Here is a 13,703-nt window from a genome sequence, read left to right on the forward strand (position 1 = left end):
CCCTCTGCTCGCCCACAGCACAACGCCGCGTACATCTGAGCGTCTCGACTGAGGGATAATCGAGGTGGAGGCCTGACATGACGGAAACCAGCACCACGTCGACCGCGACGCTGCGCCGTCTGGTGCCCCGCATCTTCTCGAGGGCCCAGCCGTCGGGAGCGGTCGACACGCTGATCAGAACGGTTCGGGCGAATCATCCCAAGGCCGACCTGACGATCGTCGAGCGCGCCTACACTGCGGCCGAGCGGGCGCACGACGGCCAGAAGCGCCGCAGCGGCGAGCCCTACATCACGCATCCGGTCGCCGTCGCCCAGATTCTCGCCGAACTCGGCCTGGGGTCGAAGGCCGTGGCGGCCGCCCTGCTGCACGACACCGTCGAAGACACCGAGTACTCGCTCGACATGGTGCGCCACGACTTCGGCGACGAGGTGGCGATGCTCGTCGACGGCGTGACGAAGCTCGACAAGGTCAAATACGGCGACAGTGCGCAGGCCGAGACCGTTCGCAAGATGATCGTGGCGATGTCGCGCGACATCCGGGTGCTCATCATCAAGCTCTGCGACCGGCTGCACAATGCCCGCACCTGGGGCTTCGTGCCCACCGAGTCGGCGCAGCGCAAGGCGAAAGAAACGCTCGAGATCTATGCGCCGCTCGCGCACCGGCTGGGCATCCAGTCGATCAAGTGGGAGCTCGAAGACCTTTCGTTCGCGGTGCTCTACCCGAAGCTCTACGTTGAGATCGAGAACCTCGTGCGTCAGCGCACCCCGCAGCGCGAGGAATACGTGCAGCAGGTCATCGACGCGGTCGGTGAAGATCTCAAGGCAAACAAGATCCGGGGCAAGGTCGCGGGGCGGCCCAAGCAGTACTACTCGATCTATCAGAAGATGATCGTGCGCGGGCGCGAGTTCGACGAGATCTACGACCTGGTCGGCATCCGGGTGCTCGTGAACACGGTGCGCGACTGCTACGCGGTGCTCGGGTCGATCCATGCCCGCTGGAATCCGATTCCCGGGCGTTTCAAGGACTACATCGCCACGCCGAAGTTCAACCTCTACCAGTCGCTGCACACCACGGTCATCGGGCCGGGCGGGCGGCCGGTCGAGATCCAGATCCGCACCAACGAGATGCACCAACGCGCCGAATACGGCGTGGCGGCGCACTGGAAATACAAGGAGCGGGTGAACGGCGGCAAGTCGCAGGCGGCCACGAGCACCGCGCCCGACGCCGACATGGCGTGGCTGGCGCGCATCTCCGACTGGCAGGCCGAGACGGTCGACCCGGGGGAGTTCCTCGATTCGCTGCGCTTCGAGATCGGCGCCAAAGAGGTCTACGTCTTCACGCCGAAGGGCAAGGTGGTCGGTCTGCCGGCCGGCGCGACCCCGGTCGACTTCGCCTACGCGGTGCACACCGAGGTGGGTCACCGCACGATGGGAGCGAAGGTCAACGGCCGCCTGGTGCCGCTCGACTCCACCCTGGGCTCCGGCGACGTGGTCGAGGTGTTCACGTCGAAGAACCCCGACTCCGGTCCGTCGCAGGACTGGCTCAGCTTCGTGCAAAGCCCCCGCGCGCGCAACAAGATCCGCCAGTGGTTCACCAAGGAGCGCCGCGACGAGGCCATCGAGCAGGGCCGCGACGCGATCGCGCGCGCCATGCGCAAGCAGAACCTGCCGCTGCAGAAGCTGATGAGCCAGGACTCGATCGCCGAAGTCGCCTCGCAGATGCACTACGACAACGTGTCGGGCCTCTATGCCGCGATCGGCGAGGGTCACATCTCGACCCAGTCGGTCATCGAGAAGGTCATCGCCTCGCTGCAGACCGAGGTCGAGAGCGAAGACAGCGATCTCGACGTCTTCGTCGGCAACCGTCCGCGGGTCACCCACAGCGACTCCGGCGTGCTGGTGCGCGGCGCGCCCGACATCCTGGTGAAGCTCGCGAAGTGCTGCACCCCGGTTCCGGGCGATGACATCGTCGGCTTCGTGACGCGCGGGTCGGGTGTGTCGGTGCACCAGGCCGACTGCCACAACGTGGCCTCGCTGCTCAACGAGCCCGAGCGCATGATCGACGTCGAATGGGCGCCGTCGTCGAAGAGCGTCTTCCTGGTGCAGATCCAGGTCGAGGCCCTCGACCGATCGGGGCTGCTGTCGGATGTCACGCGGGTGCTCTCGGAGCACCACGTCAACATCCTCTCCGCCTCGGTGAACACCTCAAGCGACCGGCTGGCCCTCAGCCGCTTCGTGTTCGAGATGGGTGACACCACCCACCTCGACCGCGTGCTCAACGCGGTGCGCCGCATCGACGCGGTTTACGACGTCTACCGCGTCACGGGCGGCTGATCGGGCCGCACACGCCGCCCGCGAAGGCGGGCAGAGTGGCGAGGCGGTCGAGGGCACGGAGTTTGTGCGGTAGGTGGGGCACCCGGCTGAGGGCGCGGGCGACGTCGGGCGGAGTCGCGCGGGCGGCGAGCAGCAGGGTGGTCACCGTGGTGGCGGTGGTGCGGTCGAAGGTGTGCTCCCAGCGCAGCAGGTCGATAGCGGTGCGAAACGGATGCGTCGTGAGAAGCGTGCCGGCGCGGGTGATCTCGCGTTCGGCGAGCACGACCTGGCGCACGACCCGGTCAGTCGACGGATGCGCCCGCACCCGGTGATCGGATCGCACGCAGAGCTGCACCGGGCGCCGGAAGAGGGGAGTCGCCCCATGGAGCCAGGCGGCCGTCATCCGCTCGACGACGAGCCCGTCGGGAACCATCGGGGCGAGTGCCGCCGCCCTGAGGTCGAGGCAGGGACGCACGTCGACCGAGCAGTAGCCGCCGGCAAGCTCACGCAGGTCGCCGTCGAGCCGCGCCGCGGTCAGTTCGCCGAGCGGAAGATGCCGCTCGTCCAGCAGCAGGGGGAGCGACGGAGCCATACGCCGATGCTCTCAGGCCGGCATCCGCCCCGCACCACCCGCGGCAGATCTGTGGAAACCCCCCGCTGCTGATCCGCGCCGCTCAGCCGAGGGCGTCGAGCCAGACCTTGCGGGCGTCGAGGGCTTCCTGGAGCTCGGCCACCTTCTTGGTGTCGCCGGCGGCCTTGGCCTGGTCGATCTCGGCCTGCAGCTTGTCGATGGCGCCGGTGAGCTGCGAGGCGAGACCCTCGGAGCGCGCCTTCTTCTCGGGGTTGTTGCGCGCCCAGTAGTCTTCGTCGAGCTTGCGCACGGCGGCCTCGACCTTGCGCAGTCGCTCCTCGACCGTCTTGACCTGGTCGCGGGGCACCTTGCCGATCTCGTCCCACCGCTTCTGGATCGAGATGAGCGCCTCGCGGGCCCTCGTGCGGTCGGTCTCTTTGAGCAGAGGCTCGGCCTCGTCGAGCAGTGCGAGCTTCTGCTCGAGGTTGCCGGTGAACTCCTGCTCGTCGCGGGCGACGACCTCGCTGCGCGCGGAGTAGAGCACGTCGCCGGCGGCCTTGAACTTGTCCCACAGGGCGTCGTCGTACTTCTTGCCGGCCCGACCGGTGGCCTTCCACTGCGCCAGCAGATCGCGATAGGCCGGAATGCCGTCGACTCCGCGGTCGGCGAGGGCCTCGGCCTGGTCGACGAGCTCCTGCTTGCGGTTGCGGGCGTCGCGGTGCACCTGGTCGAGCTCGGAGAAGAACGCCTTGCGCTGTGACTCGAGCGACGTGCGCGCCTCGCGGAACCGCTTCCAGAGGTCTTGCGCCTCGGAGCGGGGGAGCCGGGGACCCTCGTGCTGGTGCTTCTGCCAGCGCGCGAACAACTCGTCGATCTTCGCCGTGACCGACTTCCACTGCGCCTTCGCGGGGTCGGCAGCGGCGAGGGTCTCGATCGCGACCACGATCGCCTCGCGGTCGCGGGTGGCTTGGGCCACTTCGGCCTGGGCCTCGGCGGACTGCTTCTCGGTGATCTCGGAGACCGTTGCGGCGAGAGCCTCGAGCCGGGTGTGCAGCGACGCGAGGTCGCCGACGGCGTTGGCCGACTGCACCGAGGCCACGAGCGACGTGACGGCCTTGCTGATGTCACCCGCGGGGGCACCGCGCTTGGCACGCTGCTCGAGCAGGGTCACCTGCCCGGCGAGGTCGGTGTACTTGCGCTCGAAGTAGGCCAGGGCCTCTTCTTTGCTGCCGTCGGGATATTGGCCGACCAGGCGCTCACCGTCTGCTTCGCGAACGTAGACGCTGCCGTCGTCGTCCACTCGCCCCCACGGCTGTTGATCACTAGTCACGGAACCATCCTGTCGACGATGTCTGGAAGTACGGCCACCAGCCTATTGCACCAGGCGCGGTGGGTCATTGACGATCTGTCACCGCACGGTGGGCGCCGCACGGTGGGCACCGCACGTGAGAACTGCACGGCGGCTGCTGCTCGGGGTCAGTACACGGGGGTCACTGCACCGTCACGCCGCTGATGACCGCGGGCGCCGCCGGCTTGCCATCCGTCGACCCGTCGGCCGTGCCCGGCGCGATGACCGTGCTCTGCAACGCGTCGAGGCCACTGGTGACCGTGCCGAGCACCGTGTAGCCGCCGGCCGAGTCGGTGGGGAGCGTGGTGTCCTGGTAGACGATGAAGAACTGGCTGCCCATGCTGTAGCCGTTGTCGCCCTGCCGCGCCATGGCGATCGTGCCAGCGGGGTAGACGTTGTCGGCGGGGGCGTTCTCGACCGGGCCGTAGCTGTAGCCGGGTCCGCCGGTGCCGGTGCCGGTGGGGTCACCGCACTGCAGCACGAACAGGCCGCTGGTGGTGAGGCGGTGGCAGGCGGTGCCGTCGAAGTAGCCCTGCTGCGCCTGGGTGACGAACGCCGAGACGGCTTGCGGGGCGGCTGCACCGTCGAGCTGGATGCCGAGCGGCACACCGTCGATCGTGAGCGTGCCCGTCCAGTCGCGACCCTCGGCGATGGTCGACGCCGGCACGTCGCCGGTGTTCTGGCCGGCGGCCGAGTCGTCGGCGGGCGCGGTGGCCGAGGGACTGGGCGTCGGCGAGGGGGAGGCCACCGGCGACCCTGGTCCGCCGTTGAAGTAGAAGAGCTGAGCGGCCGTGACGCCGGCCAGGAGCACCACGACGACCACGGCGGCGATCACGTTGTCGCGAACCCGGCGGCCCGTGCGCTCCGAGTACGCCTTCTGGCGGGCCTGGTAGTCGCGCAAACGGTTGCGTGCCTCACGAGCAGCGCGCTCCTGATTGCTGGGTGCCACGGGTCCTCCATGTGTCTGCTTGCCGAAGGGCGCTGTCGGCCCATCACAGTACCCTAGACGTATGGCCTATCAGCAACCGGGACTCCACTCCGGGGCAGTCCCTCTTGCCGTGCGCATGCGCCCTCGCAGCCTCGACGAGGTGGCCGGGCAGAAACACCTCCTGCGGCCCGGCTCGCCGCTGGTGAACCTCGCCTCCGACACCGGGGGCACCACGGGTTCGGTGTCGGTCATCCTCTGGGGGCCGCCCGGCACGGGCAAGACCACGCTCGCCCAGGCCATCGCCCACTCCTCGGGGCGCAAGTTCGTCGAGCTCTCGGCGGTCACTGCCGGCGTCAAAGACGTGCGGCAGGTGATGGATGACGCCTTCCGCAACCGCGATCTCTACGGCCTGTCGACCGTGCTCTTCCTCGACGAGATCCACCGGTTCACCAAGGCCCAGCAAGACGCGCTGCTGCCGGGGGTCGAGAACGGCTGGGTCATCCTGGTCGCCGCCACCACCGAGAACCCCTCGTTCTCGGTGATCTCGCCCCTGCTCTCGCGTTCGCTGCTGCTCACCCTCGAGCAGCTGACCGACGACGACCTCGGCGTGCTGATCGACCGCGCGGTCACCGACCCGCGGGGTCTCGCCGGCACCGTCACGCTCGACGACGAGGCGCGGGCGGCCATCATCCGCATGTCGTCGGGCGACGCCCGGCGCGCCCTCACCGCCCTCGAGGCCTCGGCCGGAACGGTGCTCGCGAGCCGGCCGACACACGGCGAGGCAGACGACGACGATGACGATGATGACGACGATCTCGACGACGATGACGGCGTCGAGCCCGCCGTGCCGGTCATCACCCCCGAGGTGCTCGAGCAGTCGGTCGACCGCGCCCTGCTGCGCTACGACCGCAACGGCGACGAGCACTACGACGTCATCAGCGCGTTCATCAAGTCGGTGCGCGGCTCCGACGTCGACGCGTCGCTGCACTACCTCGCCCGCATGTTCGAGGCCGGCGAAGACCCGCGCTTCATCGCGCGCCGGGTGATCATCCTCGCCGCCGAAGACATCGGCATCGCCGACCCGCAGGCCCTGCCCATCGCGGTGGCGGCTGCCGAGGCCGTGCAGATGATCGGGATGCCGGAGGGCCGTCTGCCCCTGGCCGAAGCCGTCGTCTACCTGGCCACCGCCCCGAAGTCGAACGCCGCCTACATGGGCATCAACGCCGCCATCGCCGATGTGAAGGCGGGCAACTTCGGGCGTGTGCCGAAGCACCTGCGCGACGCCCACTACGCCGGCGCCAAGCGCCTCGGCCACGGCAAGGGCTACAAATACCCGCACGACGACGACCTCGGCGTGGTGCGGCAGCAGTACCTGCCCGACGAACTGGCCGGAAAGGTCTACTACGACCCCACCGACCACGGCCATGAACGCGAGGTGTCGGCGCGGCTGGCGAAGCTGCGCGACATCACGCGGGGGCCGCAGAAATAGGCGGATCCGCGGCATCCGCTGTGCTAGTCTTGTCGGTGCCTAATCAGCGTCATTTCGGAGCGGCTGCCGATCGATGCTCGATGACGGGATCGTGTCCTTTAGCCGGACCGCCTGGCACACACCCCTCTTACTTGCGACTTCGGTGAAGTCGACGCGCACTGCTGTGCGCAATCCCATCTTGTAAGAATTTCTACGAAAGGACGTAAGTGGCTACCAAGTCGCGTACGCGCAGCAAGACCCGCCTCTCCCGGGCCCTGGGCATTCCGCTCACCCCGAAGGCGGCGAAGTACCTCGAGAAGCGCCCCTACGCTCCCGGTGAGCACGGCCGCACCAAGCGCAAGCAGGACAGCGACTACGCCGTTCGTCTGCGCGAGAAGCAGCGTCTGCGCGCCCAGTACGGCATCCGCGAGAAGCAGCTGAAGATCGCCTTCGAAGAGGCCCGTCGTGCGAAGGGCCTGACCGGTGAGAACCTGGTCGAGCTGCTCGAGATGCGTCTCGACGCCCTCGTGCTGCGTGCCGGTTTCGCCCGCACCACCGCCCAGGCCCGTCAGATGGTCGTGCACCGTCACATCCTGGTCGACGGCCAGCTGGTCGACCGCCCCTCCTTCCGCGTGAAGCCGGGTCAGCTCATCCACGTCAAGGCCAAGTCGGAGGGCACCGAGCCTTTCCAGGTCGCAGCCGCCGGCGGTCACGTCGACGTTCTGCCGAAGACGCCGGGCTACCTCTCGGTCGAGCTCGACAAGCTGCAGGCGCGCCTCGAGCGTCGTCCGAAGCGTGCCGAAGTGCCCGTGACCTGCGAAGTGCAGCTCGTCGTCGAGTACTACGCGGCTCGCTGACCCGAGCAGTCACGACATACTAGAAGCGGGTCACCCCAGGGTGGCCCGCTTTCGTCGTCTCGAGATCATGGCGTCTCGACATCCAGGCATCAGAGAGGTTCCACAATGACCGGTGGAGACATCGCAGGACTCATCGCCGCCGGCGTCTTCGCCGTGCTGGTAGGCCTGATCGCGATTCCGTTGGTGAAGCTCGGGGGAGTGTTCGACCAGACCCGCGACTCCATCAAAGACGTCAGCGACGGCATCACGCCGATCCTCGCCGAGTCGACGGTGACCGTGCAGGAGGCCAACAAGCAGCTGGCCCGGGTCGACGCGATCACGCGCAACGTCGAGGAGGTCACGGGCAACGTGTCGTCGCTGGTGGCGCTGTTCGCGGCATCCGTGGGCGGCCCCCTGATCAAGCTCGCGGGCTTCAGCGCCGCCGTGCGCGCCGCGTTGCTGAGCCTGCGCGTGGCGAAGGAGGCCGGCGACGATTCCCCCCGGCGCAAGCCCAAGAAGAGCAAGCACTAAACTGGCGTGAGGCCTTCTGAGGCCGACGGACACGAACGAGGAGAGAACGACAATGAAGAAGGTTCTGTGGTTGATCGCCGGCATCGGCATCGGATTCCTGGTGGCGCACCAGTTCAACCAGACTCCCAGCGGCAAGAAGTTCTTCAACGAATTCGACAAGAAGACCAAGGAATTCAGCGACTCGCTCGTCGACGGCTACCGTGAGCGCGAGGCCGAGCTGCGCGCGGCCATCTCCGGCAAGTAGTAGATGCTCACCGCTGACATCCGCTCCCGCTGGCTCGAATTCTTCGGAGACCGAGGGCACACGGTCGTTCCCTCCGCCTCGCTCGTGAGCGACGACCCGTCGCTGCTGTTCACCGTGGCCGGCATGGTGCCCTTCATCCCCTATCTCTCCGGGCTGGTTCCCGCTCCCTACCCGCGCGCCACGAGCGTGCAGAAGTGCATTCGCACCCTCGACATCGAAGAGGTGGGCAAGACCACCCGCCACGGCACGTTCTTTCAGATGAACGGCAACTTCTCGTTCGGCGACTACTTCAAAGAGGGCGCCATCGGCTACGCCTGGGAGCTGCTCACGAAGCCCGAGAACGAGGGCGGCCTCGGCTTTCCCGAACGCGACCTCTGGGTGACGGTCTATGAAGACGACGACGAGGCCATCGACATCTGGAAGAAGGTCGCCGGGCTTCCGGATGCGCGCATCCAGCGCCGCGGCAAAGAAGACAACTACTGGTCGACCGGCCAGCCCGGCCCGGCCGGCCCGTGCTCCGAGATCTACTTCGACCGCGGACCCGCCTACGGCGTGGAGGGCGGCCCCGTCGCCGACGAGAACCGCTACATCGAGATCTGGAACCTCGTGTTCATGCAGTACCTGCGGGGCGAGGGCACCTCGAAGACCGAGTTCGAGATTCTCGGCGAACTCCCGCGCAAGAACATCGACACCGGCATGGGCCTCGAGCGGGTGGCGTTCCTCAAGCAGGGCGTCGAGAACCTCTACGAGATCGACCAGGTGCGCCCGGTGCTCGATCGCGCCGCCGAGATCTCGGGCCGGCGCTACGGCGCCGTGCACGACGACGACGTGCGGATGCGCGTGGTCGCCGACCACGTGCGCAGCGCCCTGATGCTGATGAGCGACGGCGTCACCCCGTCGAACGAGGGTCGCGGCTACATCCTGCGCCGCCTGCTGCGCCGCACCGTGCGCTCGATGCGCCTGCTCGGCGTCGACACCGCCACCATGCCCGAGCTGCTGACGGCTTCGCGCGACGCGATGAAGGCCGCCTACCCCGAGGTCGAGCGCGACTTCGGCCGCATCTCCCGAAGCGCCTACGCGGAGGAGGAGTCGTTCCTGCGCACCCTCACCGGCGGCACGACCATCCTCGACACGGCCGTCTCGTCGACGAAGTCGGGCGGCGCCTCCGTGCTGCCCGGCGACACGGCCTTCCTGCTGCACGACACCTACGGTTTTCCGATCGACCTCACCCTCGAGATCGCGGAGGAGTCGGGCATCAGCGTCGACCGGGTGGCCTTCGAGTCGCTCATGGCCGAGCAGAAGCAGCGCGCCAAGGCCGACGCCAAGGCGAAGAAGCTCGGCATCACCGACCTCACGGTCTACAGCCAGTTCCGCGCGCTCGGCGAGACCGTGTTCCACGGCTACGACGCCCTCGAGGCCGAGGCCCCCGTGCTCGGGCTCATCGTCGACGGCGTCTCGGTCAACTCCGCGGTCGCGGGCGAGCAGGTCGAGGTCATCCTGGCCGAGACCGCGCTGTATGCGGAGTCGGGCGGCCAGGAGGCCGACGCCGGCACGATCGTGGGCGACGGCTTCGAACTGACCGTGCTCGACGTGCAGAAGCCCGTCAAGGGGCTCATCAGCCACCGCGCCGAGGTCTCCAGCGGCCAGATCGCCGTGGGCGACCGGGCGCGGAGCGTCGTCGACGCCGACTGGCGCCGCGGCGCCACCCAGGCGCACTCGGCCACGCACCTCATCCACGCGGCCCTGCGCGAGACGCTCGGCGAGCAGGCGCACCAGGCCGGTTCCTACAACAAGGCCGGCTACATGCGCCTCGACTTCTCGTGGAACCAGCCGCTGTCGTTCGAGACCCGCACCGAGATCGAAGAGAAGGCGAACCTCGCCATCCGCGCCGACCTCGACGTGGTGACCCGCGAGCTGCCGCTCGACGAGGCGCGCTCGATGGGCGCGATGGCGTTGTTCGGCGAGAAGTACGGCGAGGTCGTGCGCATGGTCGACATCGGCGGCCCGTGGTCGCGCGAGTTGTGCGCCGGCACCCACGTGGCCTCGAGCGCCGAAATCGGCATGATCAACCTGCAGGGCGAGTCGTCGATCGGGTCGACCAACCGCCGGGTCGAGGCACTGGTCGGTTTCGAGGCGTTCCGCGAGTTCGCCGCCGAGCGCGCCCTGGTGTCGCAGCTGACCGCGTCGCTCAAGACCCCGCGCGACGAGCTCGCTTCGCGCATCGCCGATCTCTCGGCGAACCTCAAGGCCGCCGAGAAGAAGATCGCGGCCTACGAGGCGAGTGCGCTCTCCACCCGCATCCCCGCCCTCGCCGCGAACGCGACGGCGACGGGCGCGGTGACCCTGGTGGCCGAGAACGTCGGTGAGTTGCGGTCGGGCGACGACCTGCGCCAGCTCGCCACCGGCGTGCGCGAGGCCCTCGTCGCATCCGGAACCGCCGCCGCCGTCGTGGCCCTCGCCGCCGTGGTGGCCGGGAAGCCCCTCGTGATCGTGGCCGCCTCCGAGGGCGCCCGCGCCACGGGTGCCAAGGCGGGCGCGCTGGCGAAACTCGCCGCCGGAGTGCTCGGCGGCGGAGGCGGCGGCAAAGACGACCTCGCGCAGGGTGGCGGCACCGACACGTCGGCGATCGGAGCCGCGCTCTCGGCGATCGCCCAATCGGTGGCCGGTTAGCGGCATGCGCACCGGAGTGCGGATCGGCGTCGACGTCGGCAAGGCGCGCATCGGCGTGGCCCGCACCGATGCGCACGGGCTGCTCGCGACCCCGGTCGAGACCGTTCCGCGGGTGACGACGGATGCCGCGGGCACGGACGTGCCCACCGCGGTGGGGGCCGACATCCGTCGCCTGCACGAGATCGCCGACGAACTCGACGCCCTCGAGTTCGTGGCCGGGCTGCCGCTGTCGATGAGCGGCGGAGAGACCGCCTCGACACAAGATGCCCGTGACTTCGCCACGCTGCTCGCCACCACCGGCGACCGGCCGGTGCGCATGATCGACGAACGCCTCACGACCGTCTCGGCGCAGTCGGCACTGCACGCCAGCGGCCGGAACACTCGCAGCTCCCGTCCCGTGATCGATCAGGTGGCCGCGGTTATACTCGTGCAGCACGCCCTGGACAGCGAGCGTGCCTCGGGAAAGCCCCCCGGCATCCTCATCGACCCGAGCCAAGGAAAAGGTAGTGACTGACCGCCAGCCACCTGAAGACCACCCGTTCGCAGAATTCTTCCGGGCAGAGACGCCGGTGGATTCCAAGACCGGACAGCCCTCGTCGCGCCGTGAGGCTCGGCAGCAGGTCATGAATCCCGCCGCCCACCACCGGGCCGCGACGCCCACGAGGGGCGATGACGAGTTGGGCCGGGGCGGGGGCGGCTCGGGCCGCCGGGCCGGGTCGGGCCGCGGCTCCGGTTCACGGGGCGGCCGGCGCCGACCGCGGCGCTGGATCGCCCCACTGATCGTGACCGTGGTGATCGTCGGCCTGCTCGCCGCCGCCGGCGCGTTCGTCTGGAACACCTTCGGCCCCCAGATCGCCACCATGCTCGCCGGAACCCCCGCGGCCGAGGACTACGAGGGCAGCGGCTCGGGCGAGGTGATGTTCGTCATCAACGACGGCGACGTCGGCGAGACGATCGGCGACAACCTCGCGGCCGCCGGGGTGGTCAAGAGCTCGCGTGCCTTCTATGAACTGCTGCTGAAACAAGACCCGGCACCGGTGTTCCAGGCCGGCACGTTCAAGCTGGCCGAGAAGATGAGCGCCCAGTCGGCGCTCGACGCCCTCGAGAACCCCGACAACAAGGTCGATTTCACCGTGACCATCCCCGAGGGCTCGAGCGCGAAGGGCATCTACCAGGAGCTCGCCGACGTGACCGGCCTGCCGCTCGAAGACTTCCAGGCCGCCGGAGCGAACTGGGCCGCCCTCGGGGTGCCCGCCGACGCGCCGAGCATCGAGGGCTTCCTGTTCCCCGCCACCTACGTCTTCCAGCCCGGTCAGACGGCCGTCGACATGATCACGACCATGGTGCAGCGCAGCTTCCAGTCGCTCGACGCCGCGGGCGTGGCACCCGAAGACCGGTTGCGTGTGGTGACCCTCGCCGCCCTCATCCAGAAAGAGGCGGGCAGCGTCGCCGACATGGCGAAGGTGTCGCGCGTGTTCACCAACCGGCTCGACCAGGGCATGAACCTCGAGTCCGACGCCACCATCGCCTACGGCGCAGGCCACAGCCGGGTGGAGACCACCTCGGCCGAGCGCGAAGACCCGTCGAACATCTACAACACCTATCTCTATCCGGGGCTGCCGGCCGGCCCGATCTCGAACCCGGGCGACGACGCCATCAACGCGGCGCTGCATCCGGCCGACGGATCGTGGCTGTTCTTCGTGACGGTGAACCTCGACACCGGCGAGACGGTGTTCTCCGACACCGCCGACCAGCACGCCGCGGCGGTGGAGCAGCTTCAGCAGTGGTGGGCGGATCACCCCGATGTCCAGTGACGAGTCGTTCGAACGCCGCGCCCTCGACGAGCTGGCGCTGACCGACGAGACGTTCAGTGCCGACCCGATCACGGGCGACACCGACGAGCGGCACGCGCCGCGGCGGCTCGGCGTGCTCGGTTCGCCGATCGCGCACTCGAAGTCGCCCGCCCTGCACCGCGTCGCCTATGCGGCGCTCGGCCTGCCCTGGCGCTACGACCCCTATGAAGTGACGACGGATGCCCTCGCCGGCTTCGTCGACGGCCTCACCCCGGACTGGCGCGGCCTGTCGCTCACCATGCCGCTGAAGGAGACCGTCTTCGGCCACCTCGACGCGGTCGACGCGATCGGGCGCACGACGCGATCCGTCAACACCGTGCTCGTCACGCACGACGACGGCCGCCGGCGGCTCGAGGGCTTCAACACCGACGTCTACGGCACCCGCCAGGCGCTCGAGCGGGCCGGCATCCGTCAGGTGACCCGCGCCCTCGTGGTGGGCGGGGGAGCGACGGCCCGGTCGGCCGTCGTCGCCGTCGCGCAGCTGGGCGCCGAGCACGTCGACATCGTGCTGCGGAGCCCCGACAAGGCCGCCCAGGCGGCCGAGACCGCCCGCGCCGCCGGGGTGAGCGTCGACGTGGTGGCGCTGCACGACCCCTCGGTCGAGTGGCTCGCGCCCGACCTCACCATCAGCACGCTGCCCGGCGGCGTCGGCGCCGCGCAGAACTTCGCCGGCACGCTCGCGTCGACCTCGTCGGCCCTGCTCGACGTGTCGTACGACCCGTGGCCGAGCGAGTTCGCCGCGCTGTGGCAGGAGTCGGATCATCCGGTGGTCTCGGGCCTCGCGATGCTCGTGCACCAGGCGGTCGCGCAACTGCGCGTGTTCGTGCACGGCGACCCGCTCGTGAAGCTCGCCGACGAAGAGCGCATCACCGCCGCCATGCTCGACGCCGTCGGCCTGCCGCCCACCGCCTGACGACGCCGGTGGCCCCGCGGTCTGTGGGA

Annotated in this window: 12 protein-coding genes; 9 read left to right on the plus strand and 3 right to left on the minus strand. The window is 69.1% G+C overall.

What is annotated here, in order from left to right:
- Positions 1-77 precede the first annotated feature (77 nt).
- Complete coding sequence (locus N1032_RS05750) at positions 78-2,333, plus strand: RelA/SpoT family protein (protein ID WP_259538051.1); 2,256 nt, start codon at positions 78-80, stop codon at positions 2,331-2,333.
- Here N1032_RS05750 and N1032_RS05755 read toward each other — a convergent pair.
- From N1032_RS05755 to N1032_RS05765, 3 genes are all read right to left on the minus strand, one after another.
- The gene (locus N1032_RS05755; protein ID WP_259538053.1) at positions 2,320-2,904 is read right to left on the minus strand and encodes a hypothetical protein; all 585 of its coding nucleotides are present in this window, start codon (positions 2,902-2,904) and stop codon (positions 2,320-2,322) included. The genes N1032_RS05750 and N1032_RS05755 overlap by 14 nt on opposite strands.
- A gap of 82 nt (positions 2,905-2,986) precedes the next feature.
- Positions 2,987-4,213 (minus strand): DUF349 domain-containing protein, encoded by a 1,227-nt coding sequence (locus tag N1032_RS05760; protein WP_259538054.1) that lies wholly within the window; start codon positions 4,211-4,213, stop codon positions 2,987-2,989.
- A 160-nt stretch (positions 4,214-4,373) separates the two neighbouring features.
- Positions 4,374-5,180 carry a peptidylprolyl isomerase gene (locus tag N1032_RS05765; protein WP_259538055.1) on the minus strand — a complete coding sequence of 269 codons (807 nt, stop codon included), beginning with the start codon at positions 5,178-5,180 and terminating at the stop codon, positions 4,374-4,376.
- Positions 5,181-5,241: 61 nt separating this feature from the next.
- Between N1032_RS05765 and N1032_RS05770 the strand changes: the two genes are divergently transcribed.
- The 8 genes from N1032_RS05770 (at position 5,242) to N1032_RS05805 (ending at position 13,674) form a co-directional block, all read left to right on the plus strand.
- Positions 5,242-6,648, plus strand: coding sequence for a replication-associated recombination protein A (locus N1032_RS05770; RefSeq protein WP_259538056.1), 1,407 nt, complete (start codon positions 5,242-5,244; stop codon positions 6,646-6,648).
- Between the two features lie 206 nt (positions 6,649-6,854).
- Positions 6,855-7,484: a 30S ribosomal protein S4 gene (gene rpsD / locus N1032_RS05775; RefSeq protein WP_259538057.1), complete on the plus strand. Its 630-nt coding sequence runs from the start codon at positions 6,855-6,857 to the stop codon at positions 7,482-7,484.
- A 105-nt stretch (positions 7,485-7,589) separates the two neighbouring features.
- A complete protein-coding gene (locus N1032_RS05780; protein ID WP_259538058.1) occupies positions 7,590-7,994 on the plus strand; it encodes a DUF948 domain-containing protein in 405 nt (134 codons plus the stop codon).
- Positions 7,995-8,046: 52 nt separating this feature from the next.
- Positions 8,047-8,238, plus strand: coding sequence for a hypothetical protein (locus N1032_RS05785; protein WP_259538059.1), 192 nt, complete (start codon positions 8,047-8,049; stop codon positions 8,236-8,238).
- 3 nt (positions 8,239-8,241) lie between these two features.
- The gene (gene alaS, locus N1032_RS05790; RefSeq protein ID WP_259538060.1) at positions 8,242-10,908 is read left to right on the plus strand and encodes an alanine--tRNA ligase; all 2,667 of its coding nucleotides are present in this window, start codon (positions 8,242-8,244) and stop codon (positions 10,906-10,908) included.
- Positions 10,909-10,912: 4 nt separating this feature from the next.
- A complete protein-coding gene (gene ruvX / locus N1032_RS05795) occupies positions 10,913-11,422 on the plus strand; it encodes a Holliday junction resolvase RuvX (protein ID WP_259538061.1) in 510 nt (169 codons plus the stop codon).
- Entirely contained in the window at positions 11,415-12,722 is a 1,308-nt protein-coding gene (gene mltG, locus N1032_RS05800) for an endolytic transglycosylase MltG (RefSeq protein ID WP_259538062.1), read from the plus strand. The genes ruvX and mltG overlap by 8 nt, the downstream gene beginning before the upstream one ends.
- Positions 12,712-13,674, plus strand: coding sequence for a shikimate dehydrogenase (locus tag N1032_RS05805; RefSeq protein ID WP_259538063.1), 963 nt, complete (start codon positions 12,712-12,714; stop codon positions 13,672-13,674). Before mltG ends, N1032_RS05805 begins: the two co-directional genes overlap by 11 nt.
- The last annotated feature ends 29 nt before the right edge of the window (positions 13,675-13,703 follow it).

The sequence above is a fragment of the Herbiconiux daphne genome, from assembly GCF_024979295.1.
In the GTDB taxonomy this organism is placed as follows: domain Bacteria; phylum Actinomycetota; class Actinomycetes; order Actinomycetales; family Microbacteriaceae; genus Herbiconiux; species Herbiconiux daphnes.

Excerpts from the sequence above, each read along its gene's own strand:
- N1032_RS05750 (WP_259538051.1), top strand. The coding sequence starts at position 78 with ATGACGGAAACCAGCACCACGTCGACCGCGACGCTGCGCCGTCTGGTG.
- N1032_RS05755 (WP_259538053.1), bottom strand. The coding sequence starts at position 2,904 with ATGGCTCCGTCGCTCCCCCTGCTGCTGGACGAGCGGCATCTTCCGCTC.
- N1032_RS05770 (WP_259538056.1), top strand. The coding sequence starts at position 5,242 with ATGGCCTATCAGCAACCGGGACTCCACTCCGGGGCAGTCCCTCTTGCC.
- N1032_RS05780 (WP_259538058.1), top strand. The coding sequence starts at position 7,590 with ATGACCGGTGGAGACATCGCAGGACTCATCGCCGCCGGCGTCTTCGCC.
- N1032_RS05785 (WP_259538059.1), top strand. The coding sequence starts at position 8,047 with ATGAAGAAGGTTCTGTGGTTGATCGCCGGCATCGGCATCGGATTCCTG.
- alaS (WP_259538060.1), top strand. The coding sequence starts at position 8,242 with ATGCTCACCGCTGACATCCGCTCCCGCTGGCTCGAATTCTTCGGAGAC.
- ruvX (WP_259538061.1), top strand. The coding sequence starts at position 10,913 with ATGCGCACCGGAGTGCGGATCGGCGTCGACGTCGGCAAGGCGCGCATC.
- N1032_RS05805 (WP_259538063.1), top strand. The coding sequence starts at position 12,712 with ATGTCCAGTGACGAGTCGTTCGAACGCCGCGCCCTCGACGAGCTGGCG.